We start from the raw sequence: 18,319 nt of genomic DNA, 5'->3' as shown, positions 1-18,319 counted from the left end.
GAAACGAGAACAGCGCCCAGATCTGACGCATATGCGACAGATCGGGCGCCGTTGACGTAGCTACTTGTCGGCTGCGGCAGCCTGATCACCGGCAGGCTTGCGCTTGCCGTACCTCTTCTCGAAGCGGGCCACGCGGCCGCCGCTGTCGAGGATCTTCTGCTTGCCGGTGTAGAACGGGTGGCACTGCGAGCAGACCTCGACCACGATCTGGCCGCTCTGCTTGGTGCTACGGGTGCTGAAGGTGTTGCCGCAACCACAGTGCACCGTGGTCTCGACATACTCAGGATGAATGCCTGTTTTCATGGTTCCTCTTCAATCGTTGGCCCGGGTCGCCCGCAATTCAAATGGACGTGAACCGGGACCGAGGGGTCGGCGGTTCATTATGCCAGGTCAACCGCCAGCATCCTAAACGCGGGATGACCGGCCGCTATTCCTTACGGGTTACCGGCTCGGCACCCGGTAGAACGACGCCAGCGCGATCAAATGTGCGCGTAGGCCGTGCCCTCACGCTTCCACAGCACCCGGCCGGCCGGATCGGCACCGAGGGCGACGAGTTCACGCTTGAGAATCTTGTTGGTCGCCGTGCTGGGCAGATCGTCGGCGATCCACACGTACCTCGGCCAGGATTTCGGTGACAGATCCTGCTGCTGTGTCAGGAACTCGCTGAACTGCTCGGGCGTCAACACCTGACCGTCACGCAGCACGACGGCGGCCATCACCTGGTCGCCGACGAACTCGTCGGGCACCGGGTAGACCGCCACCCGGCTGATCACCGGCTGCCGCAACAGGATTCGCTCGATCGGTGCCGCAGTGATGTTCTCACCATCCACCCGCATCCAGTCCGCGGTGCGCCCGGCCAGATAGATCCAGCCATCGGCGTCGCGGTAGGCCAGATCGCCCGACCAGTACATGCCGTGGCGCAGCCGTTCATCGGTCGCGCCCTTGTCGTTGTGGTAGCCGCGGAACATCCCGCTGCCGTTGGTGTTGACCAGCTCACCGGTGGCGGCCTCGGCGTTGGTCAGTGCCCCGGTGGCATCGAACTGCGCAGCCGGGCACTCTTCGAGGGTCTCCGGGTCGTAGATCGCCACGCCGGGGAAACCCTGGCCGACGCTGCCGGCGGGGGTGTCCTCGGAACGGGTGATGATGATCGCCAGCTCGGTCGAGCCGAAGCCGTCCCAGACGCTGCACCCGAACCTGCGGCTGAATTCGTCGATATCGCGGTCGGCGGCCTCGTTGCCGAACGCCACACGCAGCATGTTGTCGTGGTCGTCGGGTTGCTCGGCGGTGGCCAGTATGTAGGCCAGTGGCTTGCCGACATAGTTCATGTAGGTCGCGCCGTAGCGGCGGATGTCCGATAGGAACCCTGATGCGGAGAACTGTGCCGGCGCCATGGCCGCGCCCGAACTGAGCGCCACGCCCCACCCGGCGTACACCCCGTTCGAATGAAAGAGCGGCATCGCCAGGTAGCAGGTGTCCGCCTCGGTCAGCTCGTAGCGCTGCACCAACGCGGCGGCGGAGAACAGCACGATGGAGTGCGCCACCTGGACGGCCTTGGGCTCACCGCTGGTCCCCGAGGTGAAGATCATCATGAAGGTGTCGTCGGGCCCGACCTCGCGGTGTGGCGTGAGTTCCTGCGGTGACCAGGTGGTATCCGATACGTCGATGACGGTGACGCCCGGCAGATCGAGGCCGTCGAGGAGCCCGCGATGGGATTCGTCGACCAGGACGACCTGGCATTCGACCCGGGCGATGTCGCGGGCCAGCGCATCACCCCGGCGGGTGTTGTTGATGCCGCACAGCACATAGCCGCCGAGGGCCGCCGCCGCCAGCGCGGTCAGCATGTCGGGGGTGTTGCCCAGAAGCGTGCCGACATGGAGTGGACGCGCCGGGTCGGCGATCCCGATCAGGGTCGCAGCCTGGGCCTTCGCCTCAGCGATATGCTCGCGCCACGTCCAGGTCCGGTCGCCGTACTTGATGGCGACCGTGTCGGCCCCCTCACGTTCCCGGAGCAACTGCTGCAGCGTTTCGGCCATCGGAATGATCCCCAAGCTCGGTAAATAGTGAACAGATTAGGAAAACTGTCTACCATGAATATGGCGCAGCACGAAGCGTCCTTGGCAGAATCATGTACCTACTGCCCCGCAACTGCCCCCGAAGTTCAGGAGACGCCACAGGTGACCAGCACCACGGCACCGCGCAGCGTGCGAGATCGACTGATCGACGCTGCCGAAGAATGCCTGCGGACCAAGGGTATTCGCGCGACCACCGTCTCCGAGGTTGCCGAGGCCGCAGGAGTGTCCCGCGGGTGGCTCTACCGCCACTTCCCGGACAAGGTGACGCTGCTGGGCGCCGTAATCGTGCGCCTCAATGACACGTTCTGGTCGGAAGCCCAGGCCAAGCTTGAGCAGATCGAGGGGCTGGATCGTCAGATTGCCTGGGGTGTCGGCAACGGGCTCAGAGCGTATGACGATCCGGGCGCGGTGTTGATGAAACTCCGAACTGACGAACCCGAGGAATTCGCAGCCTGTGCGGGCGCCGGCGTGCAGGGCATGATCCCCGACCTCGCCGAATTCTGGTCCCCCTATCTGGCAGCCGCTCGTGACCGCGGCGAAGTCCGCGCCGACATCGACCTTCCCGAAGCATCGGAATGGGTTGCGCGAGTACTGATCTCGCTGGCAACAGTGCCGGGGAACACACTGGATCCCAGCGACGGGGACGCGGTCCTCGCCCAGGTTCAGCGCTATTTGATGCCCGGGTTGCGCCCGGAAACAACTTCCTGACGACACGCAAAAGGCCCCCGCGGACGGGGGCCTTTTGAGTTGCCGAGGTTAGTCGGCGTCCATCGAGCCCGGGGCGGTCTTGGAGACCTGCACCAGGAACTCGTAGTTGGTCTTGGTCTTGCGCAGCTGGCTCATCAGCAGATCGATGGCCTGGTGGCTGTCGAGACCCGAGAGCACGCGGCGCAGCTTGTGCACGATCGCGAACTCCTCCTTGGACAGCAGCAGCTCGTCCTTGCGGGTGCCCGACGGGTTGACGTCGACCGCCGGGAACACCCGGCGCTCGGCGATCTTGCGATCGAGCTTGAGCTCGGCGTTGCCGGTGCCCTTGAACTCCTCGAAGATCACCGTGTCACCGGTGGAGCCGGTCTCGACCATCGCGGTGGCGATGATCGTCAGCGAGCCACCGAATTCGATGTTGCGGGCCGCGCCGAGGAACCGCTTCGGCGGGTACAGGGCGGTGGAGTCCACACCACCGGACAGGATGCGACCCGAGGCCGGGGACGCGTTGTTGTACGCGCGGCCCAGACGGGTGATCGAGTCCAGCAGCACCACGACGTCCTTGCCCTGCTCGACCAGGCGCTTGGCCCGTTCGATCGCCAGCTCGGCGGCCTGCGTGTGATCTGACGGCGGACGGTCGAACGTCGAGGCGATGACCTCGCCCTTCACCGAACGCTGCATATCGGTGACCTCTTCGGGGCGCTCGTCGACGAGCACCACCATGAGGTGGCATTCCGGATTATTCTGGGTGATCGCGTTGGCGATGTCCTGCATGATCGTGGTCTTACCGGCCTTGGGCGGCGACACGATCAGGGCACGCTGTCCCTTACCGATCGGCATGATCAGGTCGATCACGCGGGTGGTCAGCCGCTCGGGCGTGGTCTCCAGGCGCAGCCGCTGGTTCGGGTACAACGGGGTCAGCTTGGTGAAGTCCGGCCGGTTCTTGGCCGCCTCGACCGGACCGCCGTTGACGCTGTCCAAACGCACCAGCGGGTTGAACTTCTGCCGCGGGTTCTGCCCGCCGCCACTGTTCTCGCCCTCACGGGGCACGCGGACCGCACCGGTGACCGCGTCACCACGGCGCAGACCGTTCTTGCGCACCATGTTCATCGAGACGTAGACATCATTCGGCCCGGCCAGGTAGCCCGAGGTACGAACGAATGCGTAGTTGTCCAGGACGTCGAGGATGCCGGCGACCGGCTGGACGACGTCGTCCTCGCGCAGCTCGGTCTCGTTACCGCCACCCTCGGTGCCGCGGTCGCCACGGCGACGACGGTCACGGTCACGGAACCGGCGGCCACGGCGGCCCTGGCGACCGTCGCCATCTCCATCGTCATCGGCGTTGGAGGACGAGTTTCCGCCCCGGTTCTGCTGGTTGTCCTGCTGATCGGACTGGTCGCGAGCCTGACCGCGGTCCTGCTTCTGGTCGCGCTTGTCGTCCTGCTTGTTCTCGGTCTTGTTGTCAGCCTTGTTGTCGGCCTTGTCCGAATCGGACTGCTCGCGCTTGTCGCGTCGGTCCTGGCGGTCACGCTTGGCCGGCTTTTCCTGCGGCTCAGCGGCAGACTCAGTGCCCTTGGTGTCGGCCTCGGCGGCCGAATCGGCCTCCGCCTCAACCTTGGTCTCGGCGGCTGCGTCGGCGGCCGGCGAGCCGGCCTGGCGCGAGGAACCTCGGCGCTCACGGCGCCGGGCCGCGGGCGGCTCGGCGGTCTCGGCACCGGCGTCCGGCTGGACATCGGCGGCAGCCGGTTTGGTTTCGGCGGCAGCCGGCTTGGTCTCGGCGGTGACGCCGTTGGATTCGCCACGGTGGGCGCGAATAGCTGCAATCAGCTCGCTCTTACGCAAACCGGACGCGCCTTCGACACCGATTTCCTTGGCCAGCGCTCGCAGCTCAGGCAGCACCATGGTCGACAGCGACGCGGGCCGGGCGCTCGAAGCGCGCCGCGCGGTGCCTGATCCGGGCGCAGAGGCAGCAGCCGGCGCCGCAGTGTCAGCGGTCGCAGTGCTTTCAGTAGTCACGGCTTTCGGCGAATCCCCCGCGCCGTTGGCGCTGTCAGCCGTGAAGAGGTCCGTATCTGTCACGGATTTCCTTTCTTTCCCTCGCTCATCAGGTCGTGCGAGGGTTCCCCAAAGGTCGATGCGCGTTCAGCTGACCGCTGAGCGCGTGACTCACACCGTCGCCTGCGCGACGACGATCGCCAGGATCCGCCGATATACGGCGAACCGTCAGTCCACGAGTAGAACACAAGAAGATTGGGTGTCGTCCTGGTGTCGACGCAGGCAGAGACCCTGCGAGTGCTGGACGAGAGCGAGAATAACTCGCTTTGGTGAAGTAATCAAGCAACACCGACACCGGGCGTGTGGCCGACGGCCCTTCTTGTGTCGCACATCGTCAGCTCTTGGCGGCCACGCCTGACGTCCAGCGGACGCCCGCTCCGACCGACATTTCCTTGACGGTGAACCCTCTGGCAGTGCCGTAATCCACGGCCTCATCAGGCAGTCCTACCTGCGAGCTCAGCCCGAGGACCGTAGGTCCGGCCCCGGACAACACTGCTGCAATTCCACAACGCCGGAGCAGCTGCAGGTATTCCGCCGAGGCCGACATCGCGGCGGCGCGTTGTGGTTGATGCAACACATCCTGCGTGGCGGTCATCAAAAGATCGGGCCGCTCGGTCAACGCCACCACCAGTAGAGCCGCCCGGCTGAGGTTGAAGCGCGCATCGACGTGGCTGACCTGCTCAGGTAACACCGCCCTGGTCTCAGCGGTGGACGACCGCTGCTGCGGAACCGCGGGGAACAGGCGGATGTCCGGGTGCACCCGCACCGCCACCGCGCGGTACCTCGGTCCGCCTTCGTCATCGGTTTCGGTCCACGACACCACGGCCCCGCCCAGCACGGCCGCTGCAGCGTTATCCGGGTGGCCTTCGAACTCACTGGACAGCTGGATCAGCTGTTCTTCGGTCATGGGATCCGAACCAGATTGCGCCACAAGTCCGTTGACAGCAGCCAAGCCACCGACAACGGCTGCGGCCGACGATCCGAGTCCACGTGAATGTGGAATCCCATTGCGGCAGCGCACGATCAGACCGGGGGCACGGTGGCCCGTGGCTCGCAGCCCAGCCTCGATAGCGCGCACCACCAGATGTGTCGCATCCAGCGGAACCTGACCCGCACCCTCGCCCTCAACCTCCACCTTCAGGCCGGATTCGGTTGTCTCGACGATGATTTCGTCGTACAGGCTCAGTGCCAACCCCAGGCTGTCGAAGCCCGGTCCGAGGTTGGCGCTGGAGGCTGCGACGACAGCGGTGGCCGTGAGTCCGGCGGGCAGGGTCTGATTCACCAGGCTCAGACCAGTCCGAGCTTGGCGACGACGGCGACGGGATCGACGGGCACCGGGGTGACGGTGGGCATGTCCTTGAGCGCGGTGTCGGGATCCTTGAGGCCGTTGCCGGTGACCGTGCAGACCACCGTCGAGCCACGCTTGACCCAGCCGTCCTCGATCGACTTGAGCAGACCTGCCACGCTGGCCGCCGACGCAGGCTCGACGAACACGCCTTCGCTTCGGGCGATCAGGTGGTACGCCGCAAGGATTTCCTCGTCCGTGGCGGCCAGGAAGCGACCCTTGGACTGCTGCTGCGCCTCGACCGCTCCGGACCACGACGCCGGCGAGCCGATGCGGATGGCGGTCGCGATCGTCTCGGGCTCCTTGACCGGCTCACCCAACACCAGCGGGGCCGCCCCGGCGGCCTGGGTGCCGAGCATCCGCGGAAGCCGTTCCGACAGACCGTCGCGGTGGTATTCGGTGTAGCCCTTCCAGTACGCAGTGATGTTGCCCGCGTTGCCCACCGGCAGCGCATGCACGTCGGGGGCGATACCCAGCGCGTCGACGATCTCGAATGCGGCGGTCTTCTGTCCCTCGATGCGGTACGGGTTCACCGAGTTCACCAGTGCGATGGTCGGGAAATCCGCGGTGATCTTGCGGGCCAGTTCCAGACAGTCGTCGAAGTTACCGTCGACCTGGATGATCTTCGCGCCGTACATGACCGCCTGCGCCAACTTGCCCATCGCGATCTTGCCCTGAGGGATCAGGACCGCACACGTGATACCGGCCTGGGCGGCGTAGGCCGCCGCCGACGCCGACGTGTTGCCGGTGGAGGCACACATCACGGCCTGCTGTCCACGGGCCAGCGACTCGGTGACCGCGACGGTCATGCCGCGGTCCTTGAACGATCCGGTCGGGTTGAGCCCCTCGACCTTGAGATGCACTGTGCAGCCGGTGAGTTCACTGAGGCGCTTGGCATGGATGAGCGGTGTGCCGCCCTCGAGCAACGTGATCGGGGTCCAGTTGTCGCCGACCGGCAGGCGATCCCGGTAAGCCTCGATCAATCCCGGCCACGGCCGGTGCACCGGCCCGGCGCTGGTCTTTCCTTGCTTCCCGGGATTCATGCGTTCGTTCCTTCCATACGCAGCACGCTGTTGATGGTCTGCACCACATCGAGATCGGCCAACGCCTCGACGGTTTCCGATAGTGCGGCATCGGTGGCCTGGTGGGTGACCACCACAATGCGCGCACCACACGGTTGCCCGTCGTCGTCGACCATGCCCTCCTGGCGCACCTCGGCGATGCTCACCTCGCGCTTGGAGAATTCTGCTGCCACAGCGGACAACACGCCGGGCCGATCCGAGACGTTCATGTTGACGTAGTAGCGGGTGGGGATGAATCCGATCGGGGCGATCGGCAACTTCGCGTACTTGGATTCCCGCGGACCACGACCGCCCTGGACCCGGTTGCGCGCGGCCATCACGACATCGCCCATCACGGCCGATGCGGTCGGCGCTCCCCCGGCGCCCTGGCCGTAGAACATCAGCCGGCCGGCTGCCTCGGCCTCGACCACCACGGCGTTGAAGGCGCCGTTGACCGTGGCCAGCGGATGCGTCAACGGCACCAGTGCCGGGTAGACGCGGGCCGAAACACGTTGCTTGCCTTGATCACTGGTGAGCCGCTCACAGATGGCCAGCAGTTTGATGGTGCAGCCCAGTGCGCGGGCCGACTCGAAGTCGGCCGCGCTCACCTTGGTGATGCCTTCGCGATAGACATCGTCGGCGGTGACCCGGGTATGAAACGCGATCGAGGCGAGAATTGCCGCCTTGGCCGCAGCGTCGTAGCCCTCGACGTCGGCGGTCGGATCGGCCTCGGCGTAGCCCAACGCGCTGGCGTCGGCCAGCGCCGAGTTGTAATCGGCTCCGGTGCTGTCCATCTCGGACAGGATGTAGTTGGTGGTGCCGTTGACGATGCCGGCCACCCGCAGCACCGTGTCACCGGCCAGCGACTGGGTCAGCGGGCGGATGACGGGAATCGCACCCGCCACGGCGGCCTCGAAATACAGGTCTACGCGCGCATTTTCGGCTGCCTGCGCCAGCTCACCGGTGGACTGAGCCATCAGCGCCTTGTTGGCGGTGACCACTGACTTACCCTGTTCCAGGGCGGCCAGGATGGCCTTGCGAGCCGGCTTCACCGGGCCCATCAACTCCACCACGATGTCCACGTCGTCGCGCGACACCAGTTCGATGATGTCATCGGTGAGCAGATCCACCGGCACGCCGCGGTCACCGGAGACCTCGCGAACCCCGATGCCACGCACCTCGAGCGGGGCGCCGATGCGGGCGGCCAGATCGATGGCGCTCTCGTTGATGATGCGCACCACTTCGCTGCCGACGTTGCCCAGCCCCAGTACCGCTACGCCGATGGGCTTCTCACTCATTGACCACTCACCTCCAGGCTCAAAAGATCGTCGACGGTCTCCCGCCGGAGCACCAACCGCGACTTGCCGTCCTTCACCGCTACCACCGCAGGTCGGCACAACATGTTGTACCGGCTCGACATCGAGTAGCAGTAGGCACCGGTCGCGGCAACGGCCAGCAGGTCCCCGGGCGTGATGTCATCGGAGACCCAGGTATCGCGGACCACGATGTCGCCGGTTTCACAATGCTTCCCGACGATACGCGTCAGGGTCGCGGCTGCGTCGCTGGTTCGCGACACCAGGCGGGCGTCGTACTCGGCGTCGTACAGCGCCGGGCGGATGTTGTCACTCATCCCGCCGTCGACGCTCACGTAGCGGCGATACCGGTCGGACGCCACGGCCACATCTTTGACGGTGCCAACCTCGTACAGCGTGATGGTCCCAGGCCCGGCGATGGCGCGGCCCGGTTCGACCACGAGCTTCGGCGTCGGCAGTCCGACGGCCTCGGACTCGCTGCGCACGATGGCCTTGAGTTTGTCGGCCAGCTCCTTCATCGGCGGCGGGTCGTCGGACGGGACATACGAGATCCCCAGTCCCCCACCGAGGTCGATGACCGACATCTGCGACGTCTTCTCGACACCGAATTCGGACACGACGTCGCGCAGCAGGCCGATCACACGGTGGGCGGCCACCTCGAACCCGGCCACATCGAAGATCTGGCTGCCGACATGGCAGTGCAACCCCACGAGACGCAGGTTGTCCGTGGCGAACACCTTGCGCACCGCCTCCATCGCCGCACCACTGGCCAGCGACAGCCCGAACTTCTGGTCCTCGTGAGCGGTGGAGATGAACTCGTGGGTGTGTGCCTCCACGCCCGGAGTCACCCGAACCAGCACGTCCTGGACGATCCCCGCCGCACCGGCAACGTCGTCCAAGCGCTCGATCTCGATCAGGGAATCGACCACCACATGCCCGACCCCGGCTTTGACGGCTGCCGTGAGTTCGGTGACGGATTTGTTGTTGCCGTGCAGGGTGATCCGCTCCGGCGGGAAATCGGCGTGCAGCGCCACGGCCAGCTCTCCCCCGGTCGCGACGTCGAGCGACAGGCCTTCCTGGTTCACCCAGCGGGCGATCTCACTGCACAGGAACGCCTTGGCCGCGTAGTGCACGTGGTCGCCGCCGCCGAATGCCGCGGCAATGTCGCGGCAGCGGGACCGGAAGTCGTCCTCGTCGATCACGAACAGCGGGGTGCCGTACTCGGCTGCCAACTCGGTGACCGGTACTCCGGCGATCGACACCACGCCGTCCTCACCGCGAACCAGGTTGCGCGGCCACACGTTCGGGGCCAGCAACAGGATCTCGTCAGGAGACTGAGGTTTGGCGGGTGCGCCCGGGTGGTGGATCTCTTCGGCATGCCGGGGCCCGGCGGGATGTGCGTTCACATCCGCTCCGGGGCGGTGACGCCGAGGATGGCCAGACCGTTGGCGATCACCTGGCGGGTGGCCTCACACAGTGCGAGCCGTGCGGAATTGAGTTCCCCTGGGTCTTCGTCGCCCTGCGGCAGCACGCGGCAGGCGTCGTAGAACCGGTGGTAGTCGCCGGCCAGGTCCTCCAGGTACCGGCACACGCGGTGCGGTTCACGCAGCGCGGCAGCGGCTTTGAGCACCCGGGGGAACTCGCCCAGGTTGCGGATCAGGATGCCCTCTTTCTCATGGGACAGCAGATCCAGGTGTGCGGTGTCGGCGGTGACGCCGAGATCGGCGGCGTTGCGAGCCAGCGCAGACAGCCGGGCGTGCGCGTATTGCACGTAGTAGACCGGGTTTTCGTTGGACGCGCTGGACCACAGCGCCAGATCGATGTCGATCGGGCTGTCCACCGAAGATCGGATCAGTGAGTACCGAGCGGCGTCGACGCCGATGGCCTCCACCAGATCGTCGAGGGTGATGACGGTGCCGGCGCGCTTACTCATCCGCACGGGTTGGCCGTCGCGGACCAGGTTCACCATCTGGCCGATCAGCACCTCGACGGTGTCCGGGTTGTCACCGAGTGCCGCGGCGGCCGCCTTGAGTCGGGCGATGTAGCCGTGGTGATCGGCGCCGAGCATGTAGATGCACAGGTCGAATCCGCGTTCACGCTTGTCGAGGTAGTAGGCGAGGTCGCCGGCGATGTAGGCCGCGTTGCCGTCGCTCTTGATGACGACGCGGTCCTTGTCGTCACCGAATTCGGTGGTGCGCAACCAGGTTGCGCCGTCCTTCTCGTAGATATTGCCGGTCTCGCGCAGCCTGGCGATGGCCTGATCGACCCGGCCGGAGGTGTGCATCGAATCTTCGTGGGTGTAGACGTCGAAGTCGGTGCCGAACTCGTGCAGCGATTCCTTGATATGGGTGAACATCAGATCCACACCGATTTCGCGGAATGCTTCCTGCTGCTCGTCAGCGGGCAGGCTCATCACCTCGGGCCGCTTGGCCAGCACGGACCCGGCGATGTCATTGATGTAGGCACCGGCGTAGCCGTCCTCGGGGGCCGGTTCCCCCTTGGCAGCAGCCACCAACGAACGGGCGAACCGGTCGATCTGGGCGCCGTGATCGTTGAAGTAGTACTCACGGGTGACGTCTGCGCCCTGAGTCGACAGCAGCCGGCCCAGCGCGTCGCCCACCGCGGCCCAACGGGTGCCGCCGATGTGGATCGGCCCGGTCGGGTTGGCCGAGACGAACTCCAGGTTGACCTTTTCCTTCAGCTCGGTGGAGTTTCCGTACGCCGCGCCGGCGTCGAGCACGTTGGTGACGATGACACCCTGCGCGGAGGCCTCGATGCGAAGGTTGACGAAGCCGGGTCCGGCGACCTCGGCGGCGGAGATGCCGTCGGCCGCAGCCAGTGCGGTGGCCAGCCAGCCGGCCAGCTCACGCGGATTGACACCGACCTTCTTACCGAGCTGCAGCGCGAGGTTGGTCGCGTAGTCGCCATGCTCGAGATTGCGCGGGCGCTCGACCGTGACGGTGTCGGGCAGTGCGGCGGTATCCAGGTCGTGTTCGGTCAGCACTGCGGCGGCAGTAGCCTTGAGCAGCTCGGCGAGGTCGGCGGGGGTCACGAGGGTCCATCCTATGGTCTGGGGTCCCCGCGCCCCGAATCCATATTGCCTCTGCCATGCGCTACGCTATCCAAGCCCAATCGGCGCAGCTGATCTCCAGCCCGCGCCCCCGTAGCTCAGGGGATAGAGCGTCTGCCTCCGGAGCAGAAGGCCGCAGGTTCGAATCCTGCCGGGGGCACCCTTTCAAAACACAGGTTTACCTGCACGAACAGCTCTGATCACAGCTGTTGATTCCCTTTCGACCGTTCCGGTCGAATGTCGCGCCACCAGTCCTGAGTGGCGGTCGAACCTGCCCCGCATGTGGGGCAATGTCGTCGAGAATCTGCATCGGGTCGGTGCGCACACCGCCGCCATCGGGTCGTTCGAATGTCAAGCTCTATAGAATATTTTCCATAGAGCTTCCAGGAGGAACCCCGTGATCACGTTGTCCACCGAAGAGCAGGCCATCGTCGAAACCGTCCGCGACTTCGTCGACAAGCAGGTCCGGCCCGTGGTCCGCGAACTCGAGCACGCCAACACCTATCCCGAGGCGCTCATCGAGGCGATGAAGGAGATGGGCATCTTCGGGCTGGCGATCCCGGAACCGTATGGCTTCGCCGCGGTGTCGATGCCGTGCTACGCGCAGGTCACCGAGGAACTCGCTCGCGGGTGGATGAGCCTGGCCGGCGCGATGGGCGGTCACACCGTGGTATCGAAGTTGTTGCTGCAGTTCGGTACTGAGGAGCAGAAGCAGAAGTACCTGCCCCGGATGTCCACCGGTGAACTGCGCGCCACAATGGCCCTCACCGAACCCGGCGGCGGCTCCGATCTGCAGGCCATGCGCACGGTCGCGACGAAAGACGCGTCCGGCTATGTGATCAACGGATCGAAGACCTGGATCAGCAATGCCCGCAAGGCCGGCCTTGTCGCGTTGCTGTGCAAGACCGATCCCACCGCCTCCCCCGCCCACAAGGGGGTGTCGATTCTGTTGGTGGAGAAGGTTCCCGGCTTCGAGGTCTCCAAGGATCTGCCCAAACTCGGATACAAAGGCGTCGAAAGCTGTGAGATCAATTTCGTTGACTGCCAGGTGGATTCGGATGCGCTGCTCGGCGGTGTCGAAGGACGCGGATTCGCCCAGATGATGAAGGGACTCGAGGTCGGCCGCATCCAGGTGGCCGCCAGGGCAACGGGTGTGGCTCGCGCCGCGTTTGACGACGCGCTGCAGTACGCGCAGGACCGCGAGAGCTTCGGAATACCGATCTGGCAGCACCAGTCGGTCGGCAACATGCTGGCCGACATGGGCACCAAGCTCTACGCCGCCCGCAGCCTCCTGCTCGATGCGGCCGAGCGGATCGACGCCGGCGGCCGCTGCGACATGGAGGCCGGTATGGCCAAGCTTTTCGCCTCGGAGACGGCGATGGAGATCGCCCTGAATGCGGTACGAATCCACGGCGGCTACGGCTATTCCACCGAATACGACGTCGAACGCTATTTCCGCGACGCGCCGCTGATGATCGTCGGCGAGGGCACCAACGAAATCCAGCGGGGCGTCATCGCCAAGCAACTGGTCAAGCGCGGCGGACTCGACATCTGAGGTCCGCCTGACATGAACGGAAATCCCAAGAAGCACCTCATGAGGTTGTCTGACGTCGCCTCGTCGCATGTGCGTGAGCTCATCGTCTCGGGACAGCTGCACTCTGGGCAGTTCATCCGTCCCGAAGCGGTCGCCGAGGAACTCGGAATCAGCGCCACGCCGGCCCGCGAGGGCCTGCTGCAGCTTCAGACCGAAGGCTTTCTCTCCGTCGAACCACGCCGCGGCTTCATGGTGACGGCACTGTCCAGCGACGACATCCGCGACATCTACGACGCCCAAGCCCTGTTGGGCGGTGAGCTCACGGCTCGCGCCGCCGCGGCGATCACGCCGGCCATCGTGGACGAACTCGAGCAAATCCAGAATGCGCTCGAACGTGCCGCTGCTGCAAACGATTTCGACGAGGAAGAACGGCTCAACCATCAGTTCCACGAAATGATCTACCGGCTGAGCGGATCACGCAAGATCCGGTGGCTGATCAAGACCACGCTGACGTATGCACCACGCAAATTCTTTGCCGCCGTGGAGGGTTGGCCCGAGGCCTCGGCCCAGGATCACCGGGCCATCATCGAGCACTTGCGCGCCAACAACCCCGAGAAGGCCCGCGCCGCCATGGCCCGACACATCCGTAACGCCGGTGCGCTGCTCGCCGATCATCTGGCACAGGACGGCGAAACGCGGTAGTCCTCCACCCGCCCATTGGGCCCGGATGCCAGTGGCGACCCAGCCCCGAGGTCAGCAACGCTGATGCGGGGTTGACGTCGCTTGTCGGCCGGATACCCGAGGTCACATCGACAGAAGAATCTGCCAACGCAAAGATCCAGGTGATCGATCTGCAATCGTTGCGGAGCCGCATCGGGGAAAGGCGCCTTTCGGCCGCGAACCGGTCTCGTCGAAAGGCCTTCAGCAAATAGCACGCAGGGTATACAGTCAAGCTGAATTACCTGTGGACCGGTGGTGGTGATCAGGGGGAGTAAGCCTCCAACACCGCCCACGTATCAGTGGTGACCCGTTTACAGCGGGTCACCACTGATCTGTTCGGGGCCGGTGCGCGCGGTCCGGGGATCAGCCCAGGCCGGTCCACTTCTTCAGGACCTTGCCGGGGAAACCGCCCCACTTCTCGGCTGTCTTCCCGGGGAAGGTCGCCCACTTCTCGGCCGTCTTGCCGGGGAACTTCACCCATTTGTCCACCACGGGGATCTCGGGCAGGTCGACCCCGCCGGTGAGCGCCTTCTCGGCGGCGTCGGTGGCGGCATCGGTGAGCGACGAGGTCACGCGGTCACACGGCGAGCACCCGACGGTGCTGTTGCCCTTGGAATCAGCCGATGCCGGCGCAGACAGCGCTACGGCGGCACCGACGATCCCCGCGGCCAGGGTCGTGGCGATCAAGCTCTTCTGGATCATGAGTTCCCCAACTGTCGTATCCGCCTCCATCTGACGACGGCGGCGTCGATTAGTACGCTAGTACTGATATCCGGTGCATGCCGATCCTTGACGCACCCTTGACATCGTTTGCTGTAGCCGGACCCGCGTCACGTTCCCCCGGATGTGCCCGACAAGGCCCCAGGCGCCGCGAACCCTGCCCGAACAGCCGATAACCGATCGGTGAACAACTGGGTAACCGCAGGTTGTTTCGGCTGATAAACGGGCACACCACCGAATGTCCCGGCACCGGCCACCTGGCTCGACCAAACGAGACGCGAGCTACTTCGACACCTAGTGCATGATGTTGCTCACGTTTTGCTGGAATGGTCCGGTCGGAGCACTTCAGACGAAGGCTTTGGCCACCTCAGCCACCCGGCGCAACTGGTCGAGATCGGAACTGGTCGGGATCAGGTGCACCTCGTCGGTGCCGATGTTCTCGAACGTACCGAGCACCTCGATCAGTTCTTCCTCGGTGCCGGCCCAGCCGGTCATGGGAGCCATCGCGTCGACGTACTCGGCCGGGATCCAGTTCATGTACCGACGCAGGTGCCGGTGTACCTGATCGCGGGCCTCCTCGGGCTTACCGAGCGCGAACCAGAACGAGGTGGCCAGGTGCGGCTTGGGCTTGCCTGCCTCGGCCCACGCGGTCCGGGCGACGTCGAACAACTCTGCCTGGCGAGCCAGATCCAGATCCAGTGTCGTGCCGGCGACGCCATCGGCCCACACCGCGGCATCCCGGATGGTCTTGGGCCCGATGCTGCCGATCTGCAGCGGCGGCCCACCGGACTGAACCGGCGGCGGTCCGACCGGAAGCACCGATTCGGTGACCTTATCCCCGGCCCACACCCGCTTCATCACCGCGACACGCTCGGCCATTCCCCGGCGGGTCTGGGTCGCCGGATCGGCGCCGACTGCGTGATAGTCCTCGTGGCGGCCTCCCACACCGATACCCACGGTCAACCTCCCGCCACTGAGCAGGTCACCGGTGGCCAGGCCCTTGGCCAGCATCACCGGATCGTGCAGTTGCGGCACCACCACCGTGGTCACCAGCCGCACCCGGTCGGTCCACGCCGCCAGCGCGCCCAGCAGGGTCAGACTGTCGGGGTTGTCGAAGGCGATCCGCTCGCCCCAGCACAGCGACGAGAACGGACCTCCATCGATGACCTGCGCCCAGGACCGCAGCGTCGTCGCATCCAATTGAGGTTCCATGACCGGCATCGTCATCCCCACACGCACGCACGGATTCTGTCACGTCGAGGTGGCAGCATGAACCCCTATGGCCATCACCACGTCGTCGGTCGCACATGTGCGGCTCACGGTCACCGACATCGAACGGTCCCGGCAGTTCTACGAGAGCGTCTTCGGCTGGCCGATTCTGATCGAGCTTCCGCAGGACGCCGACGTCGCCACCCGTGCCCGGCTGAGTTTCCTGTTCGGCGGGGTCATCTACGACGCCGGGGCAACGTTGATCGGCCTGCGCCCGGTCGGCCGGGACGCCTTCGACGAAGACCGAACCGGGCTGGACCACTTGGCTTTCCGGCTCAGGAGCCTCGCCGAGTTGAACGACGCCGCACTGCATCTCGACGATTTGGGTCTCGGGCACGAGCCCGTCAAAGACATCGGCCCGTCCTACATCCTGGAATTCCGCGACCCGGACAACATCGCACTGGAGCTCACCGCGCCGAAGTAGGTCTCCGATCCGGGGGATATCCCCCACCTGTATTCGGAGGAAAACGCTGTGTCGCCGGGCCGCACAACTTCGTAGGTTGAAGGCATGGTCGCAATGAGCGAAACCGCCCTGCCCGCCCCCGCCGAGCCGGATCCCGGGTCCGTGGCGAAATCTCCCGCCATCGGCGTCGTGCCGACCGCGTCGATGATCACCGGTGCCGCCGTCGCTCTCGTCTGGTTCTGGATCCCGCTGTCCATCATGGTCATCGGGTTCTCATCGATTCCTTCGGTGATCGGATTCCTGCTCGCGGGGGTGGTGTTCATCTACCTGATGCGCGGTGTCGAATGGGTCGAGCGGGCGCGCAGTGAGGCGGTCTTCGGCCTCAACATCGGTGTCCCGCCACGGCGGCTGACGCCTCACACGGGGTTCCAGGGTTGGGCACACCAACTGTGGCTGGACATCAGCAGCACCCGGTTCTGGAAAGGCTTCGGCCATCACTACCTGCGGATGATCTACGACATGCTGGCCACCGGCCTCGCGTTCGCCTTGCTGACGTTCGCTTTCCTGGGCCCGGCGGCGGCCGTCGCCATCCGGCACAGCGACAAGAACGCCGGCCTGGTATTCCTGTCACCGCCGATCGCGTGGCTGCTGGCAATCATCGCCGTCATCGCCGCGGTGGCCACCCTGATCCTCGCCCCCGCCGTGGACGCCGCTATCGACCGATGGCTGCTGTCGCCGTCACCCACCGCGGCCCTGGAATATCAGGTGAGCGCGCTGACCGATGCCCGGCAGGGCGCGGTGTCCTCGGCGCAGACCGAACGACACCGCATCGAGCGGGATCTGCACGACAGCGTGCAGCCCCGACTGGTGTCCCTGGCGATGACGATCGGACTGGCGCAGACCAAGCTGGATTCGGATCCGCCCGCTGCCAAGGCACTGATCGCCGAGGCCCACGACGACGCCAAGAGCGCACTGGTGGAACTGCGCAACGTGGTGCGCGGCATCGCGCCGACGATCCTGTCCGATCGAGGTCTGGACGCCGCTTTGTCCTCGGTGGTGCAGCGCACCGAAACATCTGGTGTACCAACTACATTGCATGTCGAACTGCCGCGCCGACTGCCCGAGGAAGTGGAATCGGTGGCCTACTTCGTGGTCGCCGAGGCGTTGACCAACATCGCCAAGCACGCCAACGCCTCGCAGGCGGTGGTCACCGTGCGTCTGGACGACGCCGCCAACGTGCTGCACGTCTCGGTTTTCGACGACGGGAAGGGCGGTGCCGTCATCGACACCGGCGAGAATGCCACCGGCCTCCGCGGACTCGGCGAACGGGTACGCGCCGCAGGCGGATCCTTCGCGGTGTCCAGTCCCGTCACCGGCCCGACGATCGTCACGGCGGTGCTGCCATGCGCATCGTGATCGCCGAGGACTCGGCGCTGCTGCGGGCCGGTATCGAGCGGATCCTGGCCGACGCCGGGCACGAGGTCGTCGCCGGGGTGCCCGACGCCACCAACCTGCTACGCCTGGTCAACGAGCATCACCCGGACCTGGCGATCCTCGATGTCCGAATGCCGCCGACGTTTACCGACGAAGGCATCCGGGCCGCGGCGCTGCTGCGCAGCCAGAACCCCGAATCCCCCGTGCTGGTGCTCTCACACTACGTCGAGGAGCGTTATGCCGCGGATCTGATCGCCTCGGACACAAGAGGATTCGGGTACCTGCTGAAAGACCGGGTGGCCGACGTGCCGGCATTCCTCGACGCCGTCGAGGTGGTGGGTGGCGGCGGCACCGTGCTCGATCCCGAGGTGGTGTCGCAGATCCTGATCCGTTCGGCCCGACACAGCGCCCTGGATCAGCTGACCCCACGCGAACGCGACGTCCTGCTGTTGATGGCAGAAGGCAGGACAAACTCGGCGATCGCCGCCGCACTGCACATCTCGGTCGGCTCCGCCGAGAAACACATCGCCTCGATCTTCACGAAGTTCGACCTCGCTCCCGACGAGAGCGAGAACCGCCGCGTGTTGGCGGTGCTGCGCTATCTCGAGACCTAGACCG

General features: G+C 65.6%; 16 protein-coding genes and 1 tRNA gene. 7 read left to right on the top strand and 10 right to left on the bottom strand.

The window, feature by feature from the left end; genetic code table 11:
• Positions 1-60: 60 nt before the first annotated feature.
• The gene (rpmE, locus tag G6N44_RS25240; RefSeq protein WP_029108203.1) at positions 61-303 is read right to left on the bottom strand and encodes a 50S ribosomal protein L31; all 243 of its coding nucleotides are present in this window, start codon (positions 301-303) and stop codon (positions 61-63) included.
• A 176-nt stretch (positions 304-479) separates the two neighbouring features.
• Positions 480-2,033, bottom strand: a complete 1,554-nt coding sequence (gene fadD1 / locus G6N44_RS25235; RefSeq protein WP_163668771.1) for a fatty-acid--CoA ligase FadD1 — start codon at positions 2,031-2,033, stop codon at positions 480-482.
• 141 nt (positions 2,034-2,174) lie between these two features.
• On the opposite strand from fadD1, the gene G6N44_RS25230 reads away from it, so the two are divergent.
• Positions 2,175-2,780 carry a TetR/AcrR family transcriptional regulator gene (locus G6N44_RS25230; RefSeq protein ID WP_235682871.1) on the top strand — a complete coding sequence of 202 codons (606 nt, stop codon included), beginning with the start codon at positions 2,175-2,177 and terminating at the stop codon, positions 2,778-2,780.
• 48 nt (positions 2,781-2,828) lie between these two features.
• Here the strand turns inward: G6N44_RS25230 and rho are convergent, their stop codons facing one another.
• From rho to argS, 6 genes are all read right to left on the bottom strand, one after another.
• Complete coding sequence (gene rho / locus G6N44_RS25225; RefSeq protein ID WP_163668767.1) at positions 2,829-4,856, bottom strand: transcription termination factor Rho; 2,028 nt, start codon at positions 4,854-4,856, stop codon at positions 2,829-2,831.
• Positions 4,857-5,166: 310 nt separating this feature from the next.
• Positions 5,167-6,114 carry a homoserine kinase gene (gene thrB / locus G6N44_RS25220; protein ID WP_163668765.1) on the bottom strand — a complete coding sequence of 316 codons (948 nt, stop codon included), beginning with the start codon at positions 6,112-6,114 and terminating at the stop codon, positions 5,167-5,169.
• Between the two features lie 5 nt (positions 6,115-6,119).
• A complete protein-coding gene (thrC, locus tag G6N44_RS25215; protein ID WP_163668763.1) occupies positions 6,120-7,220 on the bottom strand; it encodes a threonine synthase in 1,101 nt (366 codons plus the stop codon).
• Entirely contained in the window at positions 7,217-8,536 is a 1,320-nt protein-coding gene (locus G6N44_RS25210; protein ID WP_163668761.1) for a homoserine dehydrogenase, read from the bottom strand. The genes thrC and G6N44_RS25210 overlap by 4 nt, the downstream gene beginning before the upstream one ends.
• Entirely contained in the window at positions 8,533-9,957 is a 1,425-nt protein-coding gene (gene lysA / locus G6N44_RS25205; protein WP_163668759.1) for a diaminopimelate decarboxylase, read from the bottom strand. Before lysA ends, G6N44_RS25210 begins: the two co-directional genes overlap by 4 nt.
• Positions 9,954-11,603 (bottom strand): arginine--tRNA ligase, encoded by a 1,650-nt coding sequence (argS, locus tag G6N44_RS25200; protein ID WP_163668757.1) that lies wholly within the window; start codon positions 11,601-11,603, stop codon positions 9,954-9,956. Before argS ends, lysA begins: the two co-directional genes overlap by 4 nt.
• Positions 11,604-11,708: 105 nt before the next feature.
• Here argS and G6N44_RS25195 point away from each other — a divergent pair.
• From G6N44_RS25195 to G6N44_RS25185, 3 genes are all read left to right on the top strand, one after another.
• Positions 11,709-11,781, top strand: a tRNA-Arg gene (locus G6N44_RS25195).
• Between the two features lie 237 nt (positions 11,782-12,018).
• Positions 12,019-13,176: an acyl-CoA dehydrogenase family protein gene (locus G6N44_RS25190; protein ID WP_197907472.1), complete on the top strand. Its 1,158-nt coding sequence runs from the start codon at positions 12,019-12,021 to the stop codon at positions 13,174-13,176.
• Positions 13,177-13,215: 39 nt separating this feature from the next.
• Entirely contained in the window at positions 13,216-13,857 is a 642-nt protein-coding gene (locus tag G6N44_RS25185; RefSeq protein ID WP_235682870.1) for a GntR family transcriptional regulator, read from the top strand.
• Between the two features lie 381 nt (positions 13,858-14,238).
• On the opposite strand, the gene G6N44_RS25180 is transcribed toward G6N44_RS25185, so the two are convergent.
• Both G6N44_RS25180 and G6N44_RS25175 read right to left on the bottom strand, forming a co-directional pair.
• Positions 14,239-14,577, bottom strand: a complete 339-nt coding sequence (locus G6N44_RS25180) for a hypothetical protein (protein WP_163668753.1) — start codon at positions 14,575-14,577, stop codon at positions 14,239-14,241.
• A 363-nt stretch (positions 14,578-14,940) separates the two neighbouring features.
• On the bottom strand, positions 14,941-15,822 hold the full coding sequence (locus tag G6N44_RS25175) for an LLM class flavin-dependent oxidoreductase (RefSeq protein WP_163670327.1): 882 nt from the start codon (positions 15,820-15,822) through the stop codon (positions 14,941-14,943).
• A gap of 52 nt (positions 15,823-15,874) precedes the next feature.
• Between G6N44_RS25175 and G6N44_RS25170 the strand changes: the two genes are divergently transcribed.
• From G6N44_RS25170 to G6N44_RS25160, 3 genes are all read left to right on the top strand, one after another.
• Entirely contained in the window at positions 15,875-16,288 is a 414-nt protein-coding gene (locus tag G6N44_RS25170) for a VOC family protein (protein WP_163668751.1), read from the top strand.
• A gap of 84 nt (positions 16,289-16,372) precedes the next feature.
• Positions 16,373-17,683, top strand: a complete 1,311-nt coding sequence (locus tag G6N44_RS25165; protein ID WP_163668749.1) for a sensor histidine kinase — start codon at positions 16,373-16,375, stop codon at positions 17,681-17,683.
• Positions 17,671-18,315: a response regulator transcription factor gene (locus G6N44_RS25160; RefSeq protein ID WP_163668747.1), complete on the top strand. Its 645-nt coding sequence runs from the start codon at positions 17,671-17,673 to the stop codon at positions 18,313-18,315. The genes G6N44_RS25165 and G6N44_RS25160 overlap by 13 nt, the downstream gene beginning before the upstream one ends.
• Positions 18,316-18,319: the final 4 nt, after the last annotated feature.

Origin of the sequence: Mycolicibacterium alvei (genome assembly GCF_010727325.1) — a bacterium.
In the GTDB taxonomy this organism is placed as follows: Bacteria; Actinomycetota; Actinomycetes; order Mycobacteriales; family Mycobacteriaceae; genus Mycobacterium; species Mycobacterium alvei.
Note: the sequence above shows the minus strand (reverse complement) of the source record. Positions and strands in the feature narration are given on the sequence as shown.